This window comes from Pantoea sp. MT58 (genome assembly GCF_014495885.1).
Taxonomy (GTDB): Bacteria; Pseudomonadota; Gammaproteobacteria; order Enterobacterales; family Enterobacteriaceae; genus Pantoea; species Pantoea eucalypti.
Map to the genome: position 1 here is coordinate 1830981 of NZ_CP061083.1, position 19691 is coordinate 1850671.

General features: G+C 55.2%; 18 protein-coding genes. 12 read left to right on the top strand and 6 right to left on the bottom strand.

The window, feature by feature from the left end:
- The first annotated feature begins 9 nt into the window (after positions 1 to 9).
- From IAI47_RS08665 to IAI47_RS08675, 3 genes are all read left to right on the top strand, one after another.
- Positions 10 to 1359, top strand: coding sequence for an MFS transporter (locus IAI47_RS08665; protein WP_008925331.1), 1350 nt, complete (start codon positions 10 to 12; stop codon positions 1357 to 1359).
- 145 nt (positions 1360 to 1504) lie between these two features.
- Positions 1505 to 1717, top strand: a complete 213-nt coding sequence (locus IAI47_RS08670) for a DUF1272 domain-containing protein (RefSeq protein WP_003852670.1) — start codon at positions 1505 to 1507, stop codon at positions 1715 to 1717.
- A 277-nt stretch (positions 1718 to 1994) separates the two neighbouring features.
- A complete protein-coding gene (locus tag IAI47_RS08675; RefSeq protein ID WP_003852671.1) occupies positions 1995 to 2642 on the top strand; it encodes a metallophosphoesterase in 648 nt (215 codons plus the stop codon).
- Position 2643: 1 nt separating this feature from the next.
- On the opposite strand, the gene rsmF is transcribed toward IAI47_RS08675, so the two are convergent.
- From rsmF to yebS, 3 genes are all read right to left on the bottom strand, one after another.
- A complete protein-coding gene (gene rsmF / locus IAI47_RS08680; protein WP_197066365.1) occupies positions 2644 to 4071 on the bottom strand; it encodes a 16S rRNA (cytosine(1407)-C(5))-methyltransferase RsmF in 1428 nt (475 codons plus the stop codon).
- A 304-nt stretch (positions 4072 to 4375) separates the two neighbouring features.
- Positions 4376 to 7009 (bottom strand): PqiB family protein, encoded by a 2634-nt coding sequence (locus tag IAI47_RS08685; RefSeq protein WP_003852673.1) that lies wholly within the window; start codon positions 7007 to 7009, stop codon positions 4376 to 4378.
- On the bottom strand, positions 6978 to 8222 hold the full coding sequence (gene yebS / locus IAI47_RS08690; protein WP_033743075.1) for a membrane integrity lipid transport subunit YebS: 1245 nt from the start codon (positions 8220 to 8222) through the stop codon (positions 6978 to 6980). The genes IAI47_RS08685 and yebS overlap by 32 nt, the downstream gene beginning before the upstream one ends.
- 213 nt (positions 8223 to 8435) lie before the next feature.
- Here yebS and IAI47_RS08695 point away from each other — a divergent pair, with 213 nt between their 5' ends.
- From IAI47_RS08695 to htpX, 4 genes are all read left to right on the top strand, one after another.
- Complete coding sequence (locus tag IAI47_RS08695) at positions 8436 to 8936, top strand: GAF domain-containing protein (RefSeq protein WP_003852675.1); 501 nt, start codon at positions 8436 to 8438, stop codon at positions 8934 to 8936.
- A gap of 96 nt (positions 8937 to 9032) precedes the next feature.
- Positions 9033 to 9737 carry an RNA chaperone ProQ gene (gene proQ, locus IAI47_RS08700; protein ID WP_003852676.1) on the top strand — a complete coding sequence of 235 codons (705 nt, stop codon included), beginning with the start codon at positions 9033 to 9035 and terminating at the stop codon, positions 9735 to 9737.
- A 19-nt stretch (positions 9738 to 9756) separates the two neighbouring features.
- Entirely contained in the window at positions 9757 to 11796 is a 2040-nt protein-coding gene (gene prc, locus IAI47_RS08705) for a carboxy terminal-processing peptidase (protein ID WP_003852677.1), read from the top strand.
- A gap of 245 nt (positions 11797 to 12041) precedes the next feature.
- Positions 12042 to 12923, top strand: coding sequence for a protease HtpX (gene htpX / locus IAI47_RS08710; protein WP_008925328.1), 882 nt, complete (start codon positions 12042 to 12044; stop codon positions 12921 to 12923).
- A 352-nt stretch (positions 12924 to 13275) separates the two neighbouring features.
- On the opposite strand, the gene IAI47_RS08715 is transcribed toward htpX, so the two are convergent.
- The gene (locus IAI47_RS08715) at positions 13276 to 14646 is read right to left on the bottom strand and encodes an MFS transporter (RefSeq protein ID WP_008925327.1); all 1371 of its coding nucleotides are present in this window, start codon (positions 14644 to 14646) and stop codon (positions 13276 to 13278) included.
- Positions 14647 to 14833: 187 nt separating this feature from the next.
- Here IAI47_RS08715 and kdgR point away from each other — a divergent pair, with 187 nt between their 5' ends.
- A complete protein-coding gene (gene kdgR / locus IAI47_RS08720; protein WP_003852680.1) occupies positions 14834 to 15625 on the top strand; it encodes a DNA-binding transcriptional regulator KdgR in 792 nt (263 codons plus the stop codon).
- A gap of 30 nt (positions 15626 to 15655) precedes the next feature.
- On the opposite strand, the gene IAI47_RS08725 is transcribed toward kdgR, so the two are convergent.
- Entirely contained in the window at positions 15656 to 15892 is a 237-nt protein-coding gene (locus tag IAI47_RS08725) for a YobH family protein (protein ID WP_003852681.1), read from the bottom strand.
- A 202-nt stretch (positions 15893 to 16094) separates the two neighbouring features.
- Between IAI47_RS08725 and IAI47_RS08730 the strand changes: the two genes are divergently transcribed.
- From IAI47_RS08730 to rlmA, 4 genes are all read left to right on the top strand, one after another.
- Positions 16095 to 16367 (top strand): YebO family protein, encoded by a 273-nt coding sequence (locus tag IAI47_RS08730; protein ID WP_008925326.1) that lies wholly within the window; start codon positions 16095 to 16097, stop codon positions 16365 to 16367.
- Between the two features lie 18 nt (positions 16368 to 16385).
- Entirely contained in the window at positions 16386 to 17396 is a 1011-nt protein-coding gene (locus IAI47_RS08735; protein ID WP_008925325.1) for an MBL fold metallo-hydrolase, read from the top strand.
- 641 nt (positions 17397 to 18037) lie between these two features.
- Positions 18038 to 18247: a transcription antiterminator/RNA stability regulator CspE gene (gene cspE / locus IAI47_RS08745; RefSeq protein ID WP_003852684.1), complete on the top strand. Its 210-nt coding sequence runs from the start codon at positions 18038 to 18040 to the stop codon at positions 18245 to 18247.
- Between the two features lie 137 nt (positions 18248 to 18384).
- Complete coding sequence (gene rlmA / locus IAI47_RS08750; protein ID WP_008925324.1) at positions 18385 to 19194, top strand: 23S rRNA (guanine(745)-N(1))-methyltransferase; 810 nt, start codon at positions 18385 to 18387, stop codon at positions 19192 to 19194.
- On the opposite strand, the gene IAI47_RS08755 is transcribed toward rlmA, so the two are convergent.
- On the bottom strand, positions 19191 to 19649 hold the full coding sequence (locus IAI47_RS08755) for a DUF986 family protein (RefSeq protein ID WP_008925323.1): 459 nt from the start codon (positions 19647 to 19649) through the stop codon (positions 19191 to 19193). The two genes, rlmA and IAI47_RS08755, sit on opposite strands and share 4 nt — an antisense overlap.
- Positions 19650 to 19691 lie beyond the last annotated feature (42 nt).

The window sequence follows — 19691 nt, forward strand, 5'->3', positions numbered from 1 at the left end:
GGAGTCATGATGGGAAAAATATTCAGTACGTTTCTGCCGCTTTACACGACCACGTTGCTGATGCTGCTCGGTTCCGGTTTGCTGACCACCTATGTCTCATTACGGCTGGCCAGCGAGCATGTCAACGGCGCGCTGATTGGCTCAATCATTGCGGCCAACTACATCGGACTGGTGATCGGCGGCAAAGTGGGGCACAACCTGATAGCCCGCGTCGGCCATATACGCGCCTACGTGGCCTGTGCCGGGATCATTACCGCGTCTGTGGTTGGTCACGGGCTCACCGACTTTATTCCGCTGTGGGTCTTTCTGCGTCTGATTATCGGGCTCTGCATGATGTGTCAGTACATGGTGCTGGAGAGCTGGCTTAACGATCAGGCGGAATCATCCCAGCGCGGCATGATTTTCGGCTTATACATGGTCGCCACCTATCTTGGACTCAGTGGCGGACAGGTGATACTGAGCCTGCAAACGGGCTTTGGCGTCAGCACCCTGCTGATTGTGGCACTCTGTTTCGCACTCTGTCTGGTACCAATTGCCCTGACGACCCGCACTCACGTCAGGCCGATGACACCTGCGCCAATGGAACTGGGCTACTTTATACGTGCGATCCCCAAACTTCTCGGCACCACACTGGTGACCGGTATGGCCATTGGCGCGTTCTACGGTCTGGCTCCGGTTTATGGCAGCAGTAAAGGCTTCACTACCAGCCAGACTGGCTATTTTATGAGTCTCACGATTTTTGCCGGGCTGGTGTCGCAGTTTCCGCTAAGCTGGCTTTCTGACCGCTACGATCGCCAGCGGCTGTTATTCATCATCGCCATGCTGTTTGCCGTAGCCTGCGTGCCACTGGTGGTGCTGCCGCATCTGACTTTCCACTGGATGATCGGCATCGCCTTTGCTGCCAGCATGATGCAGTTTGCGCTCTATCCGTTGCAGGTGGCGCTGGCCAACGATCAGGTTGCCCCCGAGCGTCGTGTCTCGTTAACCGCCTGTCTGCTGATGGCATTTGGTATTGGCGCCAGTATCGGGCCGCTGGTGGTGGGCGCGCTGATGGAGCCGCTCGGCAGCAATATGCTCTATCTCTTCTTTATGCTCTGCGCGCTGGTGATCGGCGGACTGAGCTTTGTCCGAGCGCCTGGCCCGCTTCCGACGACCGAAGTGCCGCTGCCGCACGTGGTGATGCCTGACAGTCTGGCGACCTCGCCATTGGGTGCTGCGCTGATCCCAACGCTGGAAGAGGAGGTGATTCATGCGTCAATGGGCGGTCAGGAGCCGGAAGATGAACGCGAAAGTGACGAAGACACGAGGGTCGAAGAAAATTTGACGGATGATATCCCTGAGAATCAGCAACATAAATAGCGCCCGCATGGCATTGCGACGCTCGCCGCTGTCTGTACGGTTTAAGCAGGATGTCCGGATCTGGCGCACACCTGTCCGTTTACTGGCTCGACATCCGGGCCAGTAAACGCGATGCTGACGGATACACTTCTTCAGGAGTCACTCTATGCTGGAACTTCGCCCCAACTGTGAACGCTGCGATGTTGATCTTCCGCCATCCTCTCTGGCGGCTCGCATCTGCTCGTTTGAATGCACATTCTGCGCTGACTGCGATGAGCATCTCGCGCATATTTGTCCCAACTGCAGCGGCGAACTGGTGCGCCGTCCGGTGCGTCCGGCAGAGAAGTTGCAAAAATACCCGGCTAAACTGCGCAGTTGATCTCAAATGACAACGAAAATGTTTCGGACAGAATAGCCTGTCGTCTCTGATGTCGTTATCATAAATTACGTCCCTTACAGAGCTACCACCTTAACTGAGTGCCGGAGATAAGCGCCGGAAGGGACGCACTTCTTGACCACCATTATTTCTCTTCCCCCGACAGCCTTGCACGCTCTGCCTGCTTCCTTTGCACTCAGCTTTCCTTTTCCCCATGCCGGTTCAGGTTGAGCTCTGACTATACTTTGGGGATATTTTCAGCAGAGAGGCGGGGGCAGCGATGTGTTACCACGTCCTGAATGGCGCGAAGTGGCGGCGGATCTGGGTCGTTGGCGATCTGCATGGTTGCCGTCGCGAACTGGATCTATTGCTGGAGCAGCATAAGTTTGATCCGCAGCAGGACTTACTGATTTCGGTTGGCGACATTATCGATCGCGGGCCGGACAGTCTGGGTTGTCTGGCGCTGCTGCAGGAACCCTGGTTTCGCTGCGTACGGGGAAATCATGAGGAAATGGCGCTGTCGGCGTTGCAGGGCCAGGAGATGGCGCTCTGGCAGATGAATGGGGGAGACTGGTTTTTTCGTCTGCGTGGCGCGGCGCTGATCGCGGCACGTCACGCGCTGCGCCGCTGCCGCGAGCTGCCGCTGATCCTTCATCTGCAACTCGGCGAGCGCATTATTGTCATTGCTCATGCGGATTATCCTGCTCAGGAATACGCGCTCAATAAGCCACTCGACTGGCAACAGGTGGTCTGGAGCCGTCAGCGGCTGGAGGGTATTGAGTCAGGTGAACAGGCAGGCATCCGTGGCGCGGACGCCTTTTACTTTGGTCACACGCCACTAAAACAATCGCTGACGATTGCCAATCTGCACTATATCGATACCGGTGCAGTGTTTGGCAATCATCTGACCCTGCTGCGACTAAAATGAGTTACCGGAACAGGCGTCCGTCGCGAACCAGTTCACGTGGGTAGCTGTTCTTGATGCGGGTACCGACTTTCTTTGCCAGCCCCAGCGGCTGGTGCTGATACGTCACAATCATCTCGTTGTTTGCGGGTGCGGTTTCCGGATAGATATCCCGGCCGCGATACCACTCTTCCGCCTCTGCCGCCGTTAGCTCAAAGGTCTGCGTCGTATCGGGCTGCGCCAGTGCAATCACCGCTTCATGTTGCCAGCGATAGCCTTTGGCAAACGTTTCTGCCAGCTTCAGGCCAATGCGTGAAAACCGCACTTTGCCAAGCAGCGGGGTGACGGCTTTAGGGAATAGCCAGATCTCTTTATCACGCTGCCACAGCTCCAGTGAGTCATCCCATCTTATAGAGACGGCCGCGGCGGCCTGCGCGATCTCACTTTCCAGTTTGCGGCTAAGGTGAGAGAAGGGCAGCTTACCGACTTTATAACCTGGCACTGGAAGGGGCTCGACCGATGCGGTTTTACGCAGACGGGCCACGAAGAAACCTTCGCTGTCGAACATCTGCGGGAAGACATGCAGATAACCTTCTGGCGTCGCGGCCTTTTCGGCACCGCTAAACAGCCCCTCCAGCGGCACGACCTCAACTGCATCCGGGTAGCGCTGCAACAGCCAGTCAATCACCTGCTGATTCTCAATCTGGTTCAGGGTACAGGTCGAGTAAACCAGCGTGCCGCCCGCTTTGAGTGCGTGAAAGGCGCTGTCGAGCAGATCGCGCTGAGTATCGGCGATCGCTTCTGTGCTGGCCAGCGACCAGTTTTTCAGCGCGTCAGCATCTTTGCGAATCACCCCTTCGCCGGAGCAGGGCGCGTCGAGCAGGATGGCGTCGAACTGTTCCGGCAATGCTGGGCCAAATACCCGCGCGTCAAAGTGCGTTAAGGCACTGTTGCTGACGCCGCAGCGGCTGATGTTGGCGTGCAGCACTTTTACCCGGCTGGAGGAGAATTCGTTTGCCAGGATAACGCCCTGATTGCCCATCCGCGCAGCGATCTGGGTGGTTTTAGAACCCGGCGCCGCCGCCATATCCATCACCGCGCTGACCTCTGGCTGAGTGTCAAACAGGGCGGTTACCGGCAGCATGGAGCTGGCTTCCTGAATGTAGAACAGGCCGCTGAGGTGCTCAGCGACGCTGCCCAGCGGCAGGCTCTCATCTTCCCGGCTGATCCAGAATCCCTCTTCGCACCACGGCACGGGCGTCAGCTGCCAGCCATAACCTGCAGTCTGGCTCAGGAAATCGGCCACGCTTATCTTCAGGGTATTGACGCGAATACTGCGGCGCAGGGGTTGCTGACTGTACGCAATAAATTGCGCGAAGCTCCCCTCATCGGGCAGGCTCTGACGCATTAACGAGAGAAAATCGGCGGGGAAAAACGAAGAAGCTTCGGACACGGGCACATTCCAGTTAAGGCAAAGGCGGCAGTGTATCATGCGGAAAGGAAACGGGTAGCCTTGCTGCCCGTTTGAGGCTGCTGACAAACCCAAATCAGGGTGAATCTGGCCGCAACGGATAAACTCAACGCGCAGGGAACACGGGCAGAAGAGGAAAGCGTCCCGCGCCAGGGACGGCGAGGGCCGGGCATCCCTGGCATGCTCAGCGCGGCCCATCCCTGGGCCGCGATGCTTTGCTACAGGCGTATACTCCCATCGCTTTACGTTTCGAGCCGTCTGAAAGAAGCGGCCCGTTCAGACTCAATTAGCGCGGAGACGGAATCGCCGTTCCCCAGTTACGCCACTCTTTCGGCGCTTCATCCTGCAGCAGGAAGTGTTTATCCGGATTCGCCTGCGGTGCCAGCGGCACCGTCGGCGGCGTCGCAAACTGAATGCCACCCCGAATAAACTGCTGGAAGGTACCGGTTTTCACCACGCCGCCCACCAGGCCGAAGTCGAGGTTGTAACCGGACGCCTGCCAGAACACCGAGTTATTACGCACCAGATGCTGGTACTTCTTACTGATGCGCAGGGCGATCTGCACGCGATCTGCCATCGTACCCAGCGAGGTGCCGGTCACCGTACCCACTTCGACACCGCGGAACAGCACCGGCGTGCCCAGCGACAGCGAGCCTGCCTCCGTGGCATCAACATAAATGTTCAGGCCATTCAGGTAACGTGAATCGGTTATCGTGCTCTCCTGCAGCTCGAAGGTGCGCACCGCACCGCCTTTGCCTGGATCCACGTTAACGTAAGGCTGCAACAGGGTTTCCAGATGATTCACTCCGGTGGCGGAAATCTCTGGTGAAACCACGGAGAAACGGCTGCCGAGACGGGCGAAATCATTCACATACTCCGGATAGAGCACCGCTTTCGCTACGACCTGGTTGTTATCTTTGCTCAGCGACAGTGACTCCACCTGGCCGACATTAATTCCCAGATAACGAATCGGCATACCGGCCGAGAGCTTACTGGCGTCGTAGGTGTGCAGCGTAATCTGACTGCCCACCGCGCGTGCCGCCGTCTCAGACGGATAGAGCACGCGTTTTGCCCCTTTGGCCGACTGCGCACCACTCATATTGTCGAAGCTGATTGCGCCTTTCAGCGCACGGTTAAGCGGCGATGCCTGCACCGTCAGGCCGCTGCCGTTAAGGCTCACACGTGCGCCGCCCTCAGCCCAGAACACGCTCTCGCTGGTCAGTAGCTTGCGATATTCCGGCTGGATATGGACCGCAATATCAAAGGCATCCGCGCGCGGTGTGACTTTGACAATTTCACCCACCTGATACTTGCGATAAAGCACGACAGAACCGGCCTGCACGTCGGGCAGACTGTTGGCGGTCAGCGTCAGCGTTGTAGAAGGGCCATCACCCGTGATGCCTTCTTCCGCTTTTTCAGCATCAGCGAACAGCGGATAGGCACTTTTCGGCTCACCTTTTTTGCCCGGATCCAGCCGGATACCGCCATCCACCCACTCACGGGCGCTGGCGCCTAACACCTGCATGCCATCAAGGCCAAACTTCACATCAAGCCGGCTGTTAACGATAAATTTGCTGTCGCCATGCACCAGATCGCGATTTTCAGGATTAACCGCCACCACGAAATTAACGCCATTTTCATCCAGCGAACGTGATATCACCTGGCCAATCTGCATACCGTGCAGCATCAGCGGCTGGCCCTGGTCGATACCATAACTCTCCGGTGCACTGAGTTTGACCGTCAGCACGTTAGGTTTCTGCAGCAGGGTCTCGCTGGATGGCAGCACGGTGAAGTGCTGTTGCGGCTCGCCTTCGCCAGGCACCAGTTCCAGCGTGTTGCCGGTCAGCAGGGAGCTGAGGCTGGTATCCGTCAGGCTGATTTTCGGGCTGTGCATCTCAATGCGGGTGCCGCTGCGCATCAGACCCACCACGGAAGGATCGATGGTCAGCTCGCCGGTGACTTTGCCGCCATCCAGCAGGTTCAGTTTGGTCAGTGTGCCGACCTCCAGGCCCTGATACATCAGCGGAGTGCTGTCTGCCTTAAGATTTTTTCCGTCAGGCAGGTCCAGTGTGATCTGAACGCCACGCTGACTGTGTGCCAGATCGGGATAGAGCCGGTAATTCTGCTCCGCTTTGGCGGTTTCCGAACCCTGAGGGGAGTCAAACGCAATTGCACCATTCACCAGCGCTGCCAGGCTCTCCAGCTGGACTTTAGCGCCGCTCAGGCTGACGTCAGCATTGACGCCCGACACGTTCCAGAAGCGGCTGTTGGTCTTCACCAGATTGATAAAGCGACGGTCAATCAGTACATCAATTGCCACACCATCAGCCTTATTATCAATGCTGTAGTCATAAACACGGCCAACCGGAATTTTGCGGTAATAGACCAGCGAGCCGGTATTGAGCGAGCCAAGATCCGGCGCATGCAGATGAATCATCAGTTCGCCGGTATTCACGCGATATTTAGGCTGAGTATCCAGCGCGGTAAACGCCTCGCTGGGTTTACCTTTGCCTGGCATCATCCCGATATAGTTACCGCCGACCAGCGCATCCAGCCCCGACACACCTGCCAGTGAGGCTTTAGGCGTCACCAGCCAGAACTGCGTGTCTTCACGCAGCGCGTCGCGCATATCGCTTTTGATGCTGGCTTTAATCTGAATGCGGCGATAATCGTCGCTGAGATTAATGCCCTGCACGGTGCCCACTTCCACACCCTGATACCGGATCGGTGTGCGGCCCGGCACGATACCATCCGCCGTCTGGAAATTGATGGTGATGGTGGTGCCGCGCTCCTGATAGTTAGCCCAGAGCAGCCAGCCTGCGATGAGCATCGCAATGATAGGCAGCAGCCAGAAAGGCGAAATTTTACGCTTATTGCGCAGCGTGGCGTTAGTCGGTGTAGTCGGCGTTTCCTGTTGCATGTGCATCCCAGAGCAGGCGGCTGTCCAGCCACTCAACAGACATAATGGTCAGGATGACGGCCGCGCCAAAAAACAGCGCCGCCGGTCCCATGGTAAAAGCCAGCAGCTGATCACGGTTGACCAGCGACATGGTTAACGAAATGACAAACAGATCGAGCATTGACCAGCGGCCAACCCAGGTGACAAAGCGTAGCAACCGGATGCGGGTTCTCAGCCCCTGTTCACAGCGAAAATGAATACTGAGCAACAGCGTCAGCATCACCAGCACCTTGATAAAGGGCACTAAAATACTGGCGATAAAAACAATTGCTGCCACCGGAATGTTGCCTTCAGCCAGCCCCAGGATGCCGGAAAAGATCGTGTCTTCACGCCGTGAACCATTCAGATAAACCACGGAAATGGGCATCAGGTTCGCAGGAATCAGCAGCACAATCGAGGCGATCAGTGCGGCCCAGGATTTCTGAAGGCTGTGACGGCGCCGGAAGTCGAGCGGCGTATGGCAGCGCGGGCAGCGGCCCCGTTCATCGGCTACGCCCGTGTTGTGACAGTTCAGACAGACCTGCATCTCGTTGCGGGCCATATTGCCGGGACTTTGCGGGTAGAAATGCTCCCACAGCTGCTCAATATTCAGGTGGATCATCGTGAGCACGCTCAGTACCGTCAGGGCAATGTAAGCTGCCAGCCCGTAACCGATCTCCAGCGACGCATAGTCCTGCACTTTAATCGACGCCACGGCGATGCCGATCAGATAGATATCGAGCATGACCCACTCTTTCAGCTTCTCCAGCATCAGCAGCACCGGTCGCAGGTTCATACCAAGCTGATGACCAATGCCGAGATAACAGATGCCAGCCACCAGCGTCACCGGTGCGCCGATGGTGCAGAACGCCACCATTGAGGCGGTCAGTACATCACCCTGCTGGGTCATCTGGATCACGCCTTCCAGCACGCTGGCATTGATGCGCATGCCAAGCAGCCGGATATCCACCAGCGGCAATGAGAATGCAAAGGGCATCAATACCATCATGGTGGCGGCCATCGCCATAAGGCGAGTCATTGACCAGTCCCGACCACTGAGAATCTCGGCGTTACAGCGCGGGCAATAAGCCGACTGATGCGATTTCACATCCGGTAAGGAAAAAAGGGTATCGCATTGCGGGCAACGCTGATAACGTGCGTGAGGCAATGTCTGGCTGATAGCGTGAATTTTCATAGGGTGATGCAATCTTCGCTCTTCAGAAGTAACAGATATCGGTCATTAAGACATTGTCTGTGTGCCTGTCTCGGGCATCACGCTTCGATCCACAGAATGCTAAGGGTATAGCAACTAACGCTATGATTCACCTTGTGGCTCTGGATATTTAAAACTTATTTTTAACGAACGGTCTGTATCTCCTGTACAGATGTCATTGGTAACGGTTGGATAATGAACAAAACTGCCTTTTACGCCGATTTGAATCGCGATATGCGCGCCTTACTGGCGGGAGAAACGGCGTTCCTCGCCGCGATGGGAAACTTCAGCGCGCTGCTGTATGAACGTCTCGATGGCGTGAACTGGGCGGGTTTCTACCTGCTGACGGAAGCCGATACGCTGGTGCTGGGTCCTTTCCAGGGCAAAATTGCCTGTGTGCGGATTCCGGTCGGTAAAGGTGTGTGTGGCACGGCGCTGGCAGAAGAAAAAGTGCAACGCGTTGACGATGTGCATGCCTTCCCGGGCCACATTGCCTGTGACGCTGCCAGCAATGCTGAGATTGTGATTCCTCTGAAAGTGAATGGCACGGTGGTTGGCGTGCTGGACATCGACAGCGTGACATACAATCGCTTTGACAGCGAAGACGAATCGGGGCTGGTCACACTGACTGATGGGCTTTGTGAAGTGCTTGCGAACAGCGACTTAGAAAAATATCTGCAGCTGACGCGCAGCTAATCGACTGGATCACATGGCATTTAGCGATGTTGTCATTATAATGTCGCCTGTTCATGCCTGCGCTGGTCGGCAAACCCGTTGTAATCAGGAAATTTCATGGAAAATCAACCTAAGTTGAATAGCAGTAAAGAAGTCATCACTTTTCTGGCGGAGCGCTTTCCGCACTGCTTTAGCGCTGAAGGTGAAGCGCGTCCGCTCAAAATCGGTATCTTTCAGGATCTGGTCGAGCGTGTTCAGGGCGAAATGGGTCTGAGCAAAACACAGCTGCGTTCCGCGCTGCGTCTTTATACGTCAAGCTGGCGTTATCTGTACGGCATTAAAGCCGGTGCTATCCGTGTCGATCTCGACGGCAACGCCTGTGGCGTGCTGGATGAGCAACACGTAGAGCATGCACGCAAGCAGCTGGAAGAAGCGAAAGCCCGCGTCCAGGCGCAGCGTGACCAGCAGCGCGCTGCACGTCGTGAAGCCGGTGAAAGCGAAGAGGGCGCAGCACCGCGTCGTCCACGCAAGCCCGCGGCTCGTAAGCCTGCAGAAGGTGACGCTGCGCGTAAACCGCGTCCGCAGACCACTGCAGCACCGCGTGCGACTGCTTCACAGCATCGCAAGCCAGCCCCACGTCCGGAGCAGGAAGCCCGACCCATCACTGATACCTCAACTTTGCAACCCGGCCAGAGTATTAAAGTTAAAGCAGGCAAAAGTGCGATGGACGCTACCGTTCTTGAAGTATCAAAAGACGGCGTTCGGGTCCAGCTCGCTTCCGGCATGGCAATGATTGTGCGCGCAGAACACTTGCAGTTCTGAAACGGAGGCTAACCCCGGCATGAACACCCTTTTTAAAGTTGGACTTATTGCGGGCCTGCTATTAGCAGGCCCATCCTTCGGCGCAGAGAACATTACGCGCGCCGACCAGATTCCCCAGCTTCACGAAGACCCGCAGGATCCCACTGTCAGTGAGCGCGTCACGTCGCGCTTTACCCGTTCCCACTATCGCCAGTTCGATCTGGATCAGAACTTTTCAGCGAAAATTTTTGATCGCTATCTGAACATGCTCGACTACAGCCACAATGTGCTGCTGGCATCGGATGTGGCGCAGTTTGCCAGCAAAAAAACCACCGTGGGCGATGAGCTCCGCAGTGGCAAGCTGGATCTTTTTTACGATATTTATAATCTGGCGCAGAAGCGCCGTTTTGAGCGCTATCAGTATGCGCTGACGGTGCTGGCGCGTCCGATGAATTTCAGCGGCAATGACACTATCGACATTGACCGCGCCAAAGCGCCATGGCCGAAAAATGAGGCTGAACTAAACGCGCTCTGGGATGCCAAGGTTAAATATGACCAGCTGAGCCTGAAGCTGGCCGGTAAAGACGACAATGAGATTCGCGACGTTCTGACTAAGCGTTACAACTTCGCGATCCGCCGTCTGGCCCAGAGCAACGGTGAAGATGTTTTCCAGCTGGTGATGAACGCTTTCGCCCGCGAAATCGATCCCCACACCAGCTATCTGTCGCCGCGTAACACCGAGCAGTTCAACACGGAGATGAGCCTCTCTCTGGAAGGCATCGGTGCGGTTCTGCAGATGGATGACGACTACACCGTGATCAACTCAATGGTGGCAGGCGGTCCGGCAGCGAAAAGCAAAGCCATAACCGTTGGCGATCGCATTGTGGGTGTCGGGCAGCCAGGCAAGCCAATGGAAGATGTTATCGGCTGGCGTCTTGATGATGTTGTTGCAAAAATCAAAGGGCCTAAAGGCAGCAAAGTGCGCCTGGAAGTTCTGCCAGCCGGTAAGGGCACGAAAACCCGTACTGTCACGCTGACGCGTGAGAAAATCCGTCTGGAAGACCGTGCGGTGAAGTTGACCATTAAAAATGTCGGCAAGCAGAAAGTCGGCGTGCTCGATATTCCTGGCTTCTATGTCGGTCTGACCGACGACGTGAAGGTCCAGCTGCAGAAATTGCAGAAACAGAACGTCGACAGCGTGGTCATCGACCTGCGTACCAACGGCGGCGGCGCGCTGACCGAAGCGGTATCCCTTTCCGGCCTGTTTATTCCGAGTGGTCCGGTGGTGCAGGTTCGCGACAACAATGGTCGGGTGCGCGAAGACAGCGATAACGACGGCGTTGTTTACTATAAAGGTCCGCTGGTGGTGCTGGTCGATCGCTTCAGCGCCTCAGCCTCTGAGATCTTCGCTGCCGCGATGCAGGATTATGGTCGTGCAGTGATTGTTGGCGAGCCAACCTTTGGTAAAGGCACCGTTCAGCAGTATCGCTCTCTGAACCGCATCTATGATCAGATGCTGCGTCCGGAGTGGCCAGCGTTAGGCTCCGTTTCTTATACCATCCAGAAGTTCTATCGCATTAACGGCGGCAGTACACAGCGCAAAGGCGTCACGCCGGATCTGCTGATGCCAACCGGCGTAGAAGCGGCTGAAACCGGTGAGAAATTTGAGGATAACGCACTGCCGTGGGACAGCATCAAAGCGGCAACCTACACCAAAACCGGTGATGTTAAACCGCTGGTTGCGCAGCTGACGAAGCAGCATGCTGATCGCATCGCACAGGATCGCGAGTTCCAGTACATCATGAAGGACATTGCCCGTTACAATGCCCTGAAAGATAAGCGCAATATCGTGTCACTTAATCTTGCTCAGCGCGAGAAAGAGAACCACGAAGATGATGCCTCACGACTGGAGCGCATCAACGCGCGCTATCAGGCAGAAGGCAAAAAACCGCTGAAAAACCTGGATGAGCTGCCGAAAGATTATAAAGAGCCGGATCCGTATCTCGACGAGACGGTGAAGATCGCAAATGATCTTGCCCAGCTTGAGAAATCCCAGCCAGACGCACCCGCGGCGAAATAAGCCGCTGTTGCCAGAAAAAGCACCGCTAAGCGGTGCTTTTTTTTTGCGTCCGTAAAAGTTTCCATTAACCAATGATTAGCGCGCGAGAAGCCGCCTGCAGGCTGGGTTGCTCATCAGGCGTGTCAGAATGTAAAGTTATGTCTTTTTAGGCACTTAAACGTTAAGGTTGCTTGAAAAGCAGCCCAATGCCCATAGGATATGGATCCGCGTATAGGCGCGTGAACTACTGAGGAAGATTAACAAAAATGATGCGTATTGCTCTTTTCCTGATGACCAACCTGGCTGTGATGTTGGTATTCGGGCTGATTCTCAGCCTGACAGGGATCCAGTCAAGCAGTGTTCAGGGCCTGATGATCATGGCAGGCCTGTTTGGCTTCGGCGGTGCGTTTGTTTCACTGCTGATGTCGAAGTGGATGGCGCTGCGATCGGTTGGCGGTGAAGTGATTGAACAGCCACGCAACGAAACCGAGCACTGGCTGGTGGATACTATTGGCCGTCAGGCCCAGCAGGCGGGCATTGCGATGCCACAGGTCGCAATCTATCACGCACCTGACATCAACGCCTTTGCGACCGGCGCACGACGTAACGCCTCACTGGTTGCTGTCTCAACCGGTCTGCTGCAAAACATGAGCCGTGATGAAGCGGAAGCGGTACTGGCACACGAAGTGTCGCACATCGCTAATGGCGACATGATCACCATGACGCTAATCCAGGGCGTGGTGAACACCTTTGTGATTTTCGTTTCACGCATTCTGGCGCAGATCGCGGCAGGCTTTATGTCCGGCAACCGTGATGGTGAGGAGAGCAGCAACGGCAATCCGCTGGTCTACTTTGCGGTGTCGATGGTGCTGGAACTGGTGTTTGGTATTCTCGCCAGCATCATTACCATGTGGTTCTCCCGTCACCGTGAGTTCCATGCCGATGCCGGTTCAGCGAAGCTGGTTGGTCGTGAGAAGATGATTGCGGCGTTACAGCGTCTGAAAACCAGCTATGAACCGCAGGAGCCGAGCAGCATGATGGCGTTCTGCATCAACGGCAAAGGCAAATCATTCAGTGAGCTGTTTATGTCGCATCCGCCGTTAGATAAGCGTATTGAAGCACTGCGCAGCGGTCAGTATCTGAAGTAGCACTAAGCAGAGCAAATAAGGCGACCCGCGGGTCGCCTTTTCTGTTTTAGAAATCAGCATCAGATTGAATCTGACAGCAATATCTTAGCTCCAGTATCTTAGCTCAAAGAGCAGGGAACCCAGAGAGAGGAGGATAACGTCCCGACGCCTGTACAAAAACGCCGGGAGCGTTTTTAAACAACGCAAAGCGTTGGCCCGTTTATGGGCGCACATCAGGGATGAGGTGCGTAATCGTGCAGGACGACCGTCTTGGATGACAGTCGTCTTTTTGATTTGTCAGGGTTCCCTGTGCAGACCCGGCCTTGCAGCGAATCGGTTCACATGCTGTAAGGCGTTCGCTTTTTCGCTGCCATCAGGCGCGGGTCTGCGTCATGCGCGACACGCTCACCAGCGCCGCCACGGCGGCAAAGCTGCCCGCCAGCAGCAGCGAAACGTGCGTGCCACGCTCATCAAACAGATTAAACATCAGCGCAACCAGCGCAGCACCCATACTCTGACCCAGCAGGCGCGCGGTACCCAGCATGCCGCTGGCAGCGCCGCTGCGGTTACGTGGAGCAGAGGTGACAATTGTGTGGTTGTTAGGTGACTGGAACAGCCCAAAACCGGCACCGCACAGCATCATGCGCCAGATAATATCACCATCGCCAGGGTTTGCTGGCAGCCAGGCGAGCAGGAACAGCCCCAGGGCGAACATCGCCAGCCCGATTCCTCCCAGCAGCCCGGCATGCACCCGCTCAATCAGCCGGCCGGCTATTGGCGCAAACACCATGGTCGCCAGCGGCCAGGGCGTCAGAAGTAAACCGGTTGCCACCTCATCACGCTGCAGGACGTTTTGCAGGAAGAAGGGCAGTGAGACCATCGCCAGCATCTGCGCGCAGAAGGAGCAGACCGACGTGCCCATCGACAGGCTGAAAATGGGGATACGCAACAGATCAACCGGCAGCAGCGGCACCGCCATGTTTAACTGACGACGAATAAAGAACCAGCCTGTCACCAACAGAACAACGACCTCCGACAGCACCAGCAGATGACTCTGACCCTGCGCAAAACCGCTCAATGCGGAGATGATCAGACCAAAGAACAGGGCATTCATGATCGCGCTGGGCACATCAAATTTCTGTGCGGTGGCTTTTTGCGGATTATCGGGCAGTGTGCGCAGCGCCAGCCACAGTGCAATAGCACCCAGCGGGACGTTAATCAGAAACAGCCATTTCCAGCTCGCCACTGACAGAATCGCAGCCGCTACTGTCGGGCCTGCCGCGGTCGACACCGCCACCACCAGCGAGTTAATTGCCATGCCGCGTCCCAGATAGCGCTGGGGATAAATAATGCGTATCAACGCAGTGTTCACACTCATCAGCGCGGCGCCACCTAACCCCTGCAGCACGCGGGCAAAGGTCAGCATGGTTAGCGTGGTCGAGAAGGCGCAGAACAGCGAGGTGGCAATAAACAGCGCCAGGCCGGCCTGGTAGACGCGCCGATAGCCCAGCATATCGCCCAGAAACGAGAGCGACAGCAGCGAGACGATAATCGCAATCTGATAGGCATTCACTATCCAGATTGACTGCGCCGGGCTTGCATTGAGTTCACGCGAAATGGTCGGCAGGGCGACGTTGGCAATCGCGCCATCCAGCACCGCCATGGTCAGCCCGATAGCGATTGTGGCAATAGCCATATAGCGCTGACGGCCTGGTAATCCATCCTGCGGAGGAGAAAGAGTCATAAGTTAATTACTAAAGAGGGTGAATATCATCATGCTAATGAAATTAACGCTGAAATGCAGCGATCGAACGGATAAAAAACTGTCTTAAAATATGACGCATGGGTTAAAGCATTGCTGCCATGCTGCGCCTCACTCTATACTGACTATCCGTTCCATTTTTTTTGAAACAGGTTTAATAAGGTGCGCGATGTCCATTGGTGAAAATGATAAACAGCCTGATTCGGTCTCTTCTGTTCTTAAAGTGTTTGGCATTTTGCAGGCGCTGGGCGAAGAGCGCGATCATGGTATTACTGAGCTCGCGCAGCGCGTCATGATGTCAAAAAGCACCGTCTACCGTTTTCTGCAGACCATGAAGTCGCTGGGCTATGTCACGCAGGAAGGCGAGAGCGAGAAGTACTCACTGACGCTGAAGCTGTTTGAGCTGGGTGCAAAAGCATTACAGAACGTTGATTTAATCCGCAGCGCGGATGTGCAGATGCGTGAGTTGTCGCGTCTGACCAAAGAGACGATTCATCTGGGCGCGCTGGAAGAGGACAGTATTGTCTACATCCACAAAATCGACTCGCTCTATAACCTGCGTATGTATTCACGCATTGGTCGTCGTAATCCGCTGCATACCACTGCGATCGGTAAAGTGCTGCTGGCCTGGCGCGACCGAAGCGAAGTGGAGGAGATTCTACGGGATGTGGAGTTTAAACGTAGCACGGCCAATACGCTGTTAAGCGCGGAGGCGTTGATTACGACGCTGGATCAGGTCAGAGCGCAGGGTTATGGTGAGGATAATGAAGAACAGGAAGAGGGATTGCGCTGCCTCGCCGTGCCGGTATTCGACCGATTTGGCGTGGTGATTGCGGGACTCAGTATCTCTTTTCCCACCATTCGTTTTTCAGAAGATGCCCGTCAGGATTACGTGGCCATGCTGCATCGTGCGGCGCGCACGCTTTCATCAGAGATGGGCTATCACGACTACCCGTTCTGAAAACAGCGGGCCATCCGGCCCGCCATACTACTAGTTATCGATCACTTCTCCGCTTTTCTTCAGCAACGGGCAATCCGTTACGCCCACTACACCACTGTCAGTGTGCAGATACTGCGCGCTGATCACGCCGCGAGCGGTCAGATAACTGCATTGCAGGCCAAGTCCGGCTGCATTTTTAGTGCTGCCGGTTAATACGCCATAGCCGGTAAACAGCATCGCCAGCCAGATCACCGCTAGCAAGCCTATCGTGCGAATCAACAGTTTCATTATGTCTCCTTGTGAAAGATAACTCAGCGCACAACCTGGTGCTGCCGGTTATGATGATATCAGCATGCCTCGGTTTTCAGGCAGGATCGATCAGAGATAACTGAAACGGCAAAATCTGCATTGACGTGATCCCCATTATCTTTTGTGATGGCTAAAGGTAGAATAGGGGGTTGGCGTTTTCACTTTGTTTTATGAGGCAGTTATGAATGAGTTAGCCGCAAATCCGGGACCGCTGGTCAGTTATGGCCTGATGGTCATTATTTTAATTGTGGCGTTTATTGCCTGGTTCTTTGTTAACCGGGCCAGCGTTCGCGCCGGAGAGCAAATTCACTTACTGGCGTCGTTGCTGGAAGAGCAGAAGAAACAGAACCAGTTGCTGCGCCGTCTGATTGAGATGCAGCCCGTCTCCGAGGTCAAAAAAACCGATGAAGATGCGGAGAAACGGGACTTTATCCGGTTAATTCCGGAACGTTAATCACAGCAGAGAGGCAGGATGGCCTGGAAAAATCCGTGGTATGACAGCAGTAAAGCGCACCATACGCCCGAGGGGTTCTGTAGTCCAGAACCGGAGCAGCGCCAGCCAGGCGATCTGCAGCGCTGGCGCAGAGAGCGTAAGGCTCAGGGGCTGCCGCATCCTCCACAGCAGGGCTATGCGGCGTTCACCGATCAATGGTGGCAGCCAGCCGACATCCGCGGCAGTGACGATCGCATCTGGTGGCTGGGGCATGCTGCCGTGCTGTTGCGGCTGAACGAGCAATATATCCTGATCGATCCTGCACTCGGCTCACGCGCTTCGCCGTTCTCATTTGCCGGACCACAGCGAAAAACACCTGCGCCGCTCAGTATCGCTGATCTGCCGCGTCTGGATGTGGTGCTGATTTCTCATAACCATTACGATCATCTTGATCGGACGACCGTTAAAGCTATTGTCCGGCGTTTCCCTCAGGCAACCTTTATTGTGCCGCTGGGTCTGGCTAAGTGGTGCAGGGCGCGGGGCGTGAAACAGGTGCATCAGCTCGACTGGTGGCAGCAGACTGCGGTCAATGGCCTCTGTTTTGATGCCGTTCCGGCACGTCACTGGAGCATGAGAACGCTACGCGATCGAAACCGTTCGCTCTGGTGCGGCTGGGTTGTGCGGTCTGCCTCCGTACGTTTCTGGTTTTCGGGCGACAGCGGTTATAGCGACAGCCTGCTGGACATTCCGGGCAGACTGGGGCCGTTCAACCTGGCCGCTTTGCCGATTGGCGCCTATGCACCTGAATGGTTCATGGCAAGCCAGCATATGAATCCCGATCAGGCGGTGGCGCTGTGGCAGGCAGCCGGCAGGCCGTTAACGCTGCCGATCCACTGGGGTGTGTACGAACTGGCCGATGAGTCACTGGATGCGCCACCAAAAGAACTGGCAGATGCGCTGCTGCGGGCAAACGAGCGAAACGACGGCTTCACGCCCTGGCGAATAGGTGAAAGCCGAAGGCTGAATAATGACGCCCAGGAATTATCCTAAACCCTGATGGATAAATAAAAGCCAGTACTTTTTTATCTGATATCAATTTTTCAAATCGAAAGTTAAATTATTAATAAGAAAAATTGTCTTCGATGCTTTTATTTGACGCAAGGCTAATGTGTTACTCATGGTTTTGGTGCAAAAAAATGTTGTTTGTACAAAAATAAACAGCGGTGTACAGGATTGACGTCAGATTTCTGATATCTTCAACCGTTACCGCTTCGCTTTATCATTCTGCAATTGCCATATTTGTGAAATATTAATTTCTTATGGTATCCATCGAATTCATACTGGCAGCCGCAACGTGGCACCGCGCTGGCCGGGCAGGGGCCTTATTCGTGCAGACATGCGTAAACCCACCTGACAGGCAATGTGAGCCTTTTGGCAATTATGTGCACAGGCTCTCTGAGCCCCTAAAAATGGCTTGCCATTATTTTTAGGATATGTGATAACAATTCCTGAGTTAAACGAGGTACAGTTCTGTTTATGCATGGCATCTTCAGTAAAGAAGTACGAGTAAAGACGTTGACGTTGAATACCGCTTCCTTGCCGAACCTTAATTAGTGCCTCATGCAGTAATGTCTCTGGTTTTTCTGTATGACAGCCTTCGGGCTAAATAAACATCTAAAGGAATTTGCAAAATGGCAAAGATTAAAGGTCAGGTTAAGTGGTTCAACGAGTCTAAAGGTTTTGGTTTTATCACCCCTGCTGACGGCAGCAAAGATGTGTTCGTACACTTCTCTGCTATCCAGGGCAATGGTTTCAAAACCCTGGCTGAAGGCCAGAGCGTTGAGTTCGAAATTCAGGACGGCCAGAAAGGCCCGGCAGCAGTTAACGTAACTGCTATCTGATTCGACTCCGCCTCGGTGCGTCGCACCCTGACACGGAATCTCAAAGCCCTGGCTTCTCAGCCGGGGCTTTCTTTATGCTTCCGATGCGTAAACGATAAGGTTACACTGCGCCGCGTTATCTGATGCCGGAGCACCTTATGTCCCTGATTTGCCCTCTTTGCCACTCACCTCTGACCTTCACAAACCGCAGCTGGTGCTGTGAAAATCGCCATCAGTTTGATCAGGCGAAAGAAGGCTACGTCAATTTGCTGCCCGTTCAGCACAAACGCTCACGGGAGCCAGGTGACAGTGCAGAGATGATGCAGGCACGGCGGACGTTTCTTGAGGCAGGCTACTACCAACCGCTTCGTGATCAGGTGGTCAGCCTGCTCAGCCCGGCACTGACCCAGCCGGCGTGCAAAATTCTTGATATAGGCTGTGGCGAAGGCTACTACACCGCCGCACTGGCTGAGGCGGCAGGCGGAGAGGCACAGATTTATGGGCTGGATGTTGCCCGAATGGCAATCCGTCTGGCGGCAAAGCGCTATCCTGCGGTGCGCTTCTGCGTCGCCTCCAGCCAGCGCTTACCCTTTGCCGATCAGGCCCTGGATGCGGTGGTACGCATCTACGCCCCCTGCAATGAAGCAGAACTGGCACGCGTGCTGAAGCCGGGTGGCCTGGTATTGACGGTCACACCTGGCCCGCATCATCTGCAACAGTTTAAAGCGCTGATTTACCGCGAAGTGCAGTTGCATGTGCCGGAGCAGAAAGCGTACCCCGGATTCACGCAGGTGACACAGCAGGCGCTGCGTTACCCGATGGCATTAACCAGTGCAGCCGCGACAACCCTGTTGCAGATGACGCCATTCGCCTGGCGGGCGCGGGAGGAGGTCTGGCAAACGCTGAAGCAGAGCGAGCAGTTCAGCTGCGATGCCGACTTTAGCCTGACGATGTGGCAGCGCGACTAACGCGCTTCTACCAGGGTGTTATAGATGCGCTCCAGATCGTCGAGTTGCTGCACCGCTATCAGCAGTCGACGCTGTTCAAGCTGAATCACCAGAATGCCATCCTCAGAGAGATTCATCACCTGAATCCGCCGGTAATCGATCCAGACACCGGCGTAAAACAATCCATCATTCTTCATCAGTAGCGTAGGTTTTCGCAGCCAGAAGAGCCAGAACGCCAGAAAACTCAGCATCATCAGCAGAGAGGTGGTGAGCTGCGGGCCGTGATGACTGACGTTGTTCCACAGCAAAATCAGCAGCAGACCGATAAAAATCAGGCTGTCGAGTTTATGCTGCCTGCGCAGCGTGACCCTTAAGCGGGTGGGGCCATGCCGACGCGGCAGAATCGCCTCATGGTAAACGGCAAACCCCATCAGGGCGGCGATACAACACGCAATCAACGCGTCAGTTAAAGACATCACATCTACCTCAAACAGGGTGAGCTCAGCCGGTTGTGGCTC

Bases quoted from the DNA above. Each gene is read 5' to 3' on its own strand.
- IAI47_RS08665 (WP_008925331.1), top strand. From the start codon at position 10: ATGGGAAAAATATTCAGTACGTTTCTGCCGCTTTACACGACCACGTTG.
- htpX (WP_008925328.1), top strand. From the start codon at position 12,042: ATGATGCGTATTGCTCTTTTCCTGATGACCAACCTGGCTGTGATGTTG.
- IAI47_RS08675 (WP_003852671.1), top strand. From the start codon at position 1,995: ATGTGTTACCACGTCCTGAATGGCGCGAAGTGGCGGCGGATCTGGGTC.
- IAI47_RS08755 (WP_008925323.1), bottom strand. From the start codon at position 19,649: ATGTCTTTAACTGACGCGTTGATTGCGTGTTGTATCGCCGCCCTGATG.
- proQ (WP_003852676.1), top strand. From the start codon at position 9,033: ATGGAAAATCAACCTAAGTTGAATAGCAGTAAAGAAGTCATCACTTTT.
- IAI47_RS08725 (WP_003852681.1), bottom strand. From the start codon at position 15,892: ATGAAACTGTTGATTCGCACGATAGGCTTGCTAGCGGTGATCTGGCTG.
- IAI47_RS08695 (WP_003852675.1), top strand. From the start codon at position 8,436: ATGAACAAAACTGCCTTTTACGCCGATTTGAATCGCGATATGCGCGCC.
- prc (WP_003852677.1), top strand. From the start codon at position 9,757: ATGAACACCCTTTTTAAAGTTGGACTTATTGCGGGCCTGCTATTAGCA.
- IAI47_RS08685 (WP_003852673.1), bottom strand. From the start codon at position 7,009: ATGCAACAGGAAACGCCGACTACACCGACTAACGCCACGCTGCGCAAT.
- cspE (WP_003852684.1), top strand. From the start codon at position 18,038: ATGGCAAAGATTAAAGGTCAGGTTAAGTGGTTCAACGAGTCTAAAGGT.
- IAI47_RS08730 (WP_008925326.1), top strand. From the start codon at position 16,095: ATGAATGAGTTAGCCGCAAATCCGGGACCGCTGGTCAGTTATGGCCTG.
- kdgR (WP_003852680.1), top strand. From the start codon at position 14,834: ATGTCCATTGGTGAAAATGATAAACAGCCTGATTCGGTCTCTTCTGTT.
- IAI47_RS08670 (WP_003852670.1), top strand. From the start codon at position 1,505: ATGCTGGAACTTCGCCCCAACTGTGAACGCTGCGATGTTGATCTTCCG.
- rlmA (WP_008925324.1), top strand. From the start codon at position 18,385: ATGTCCCTGATTTGCCCTCTTTGCCACTCACCTCTGACCTTCACAAAC.
- IAI47_RS08735 (WP_008925325.1), top strand. From the start codon at position 16,386: ATGGCCTGGAAAAATCCGTGGTATGACAGCAGTAAAGCGCACCATACG.
- IAI47_RS08715 (WP_008925327.1), bottom strand. From the start codon at position 14,646: ATGACTCTTTCTCCTCCGCAGGATGGATTACCAGGCCGTCAGCGCTAT.
- yebS (WP_033743075.1), bottom strand. From the start codon at position 8,222: ATGAAAATTCACGCTATCAGCCAGACATTGCCTCACGCACGTTATCAG.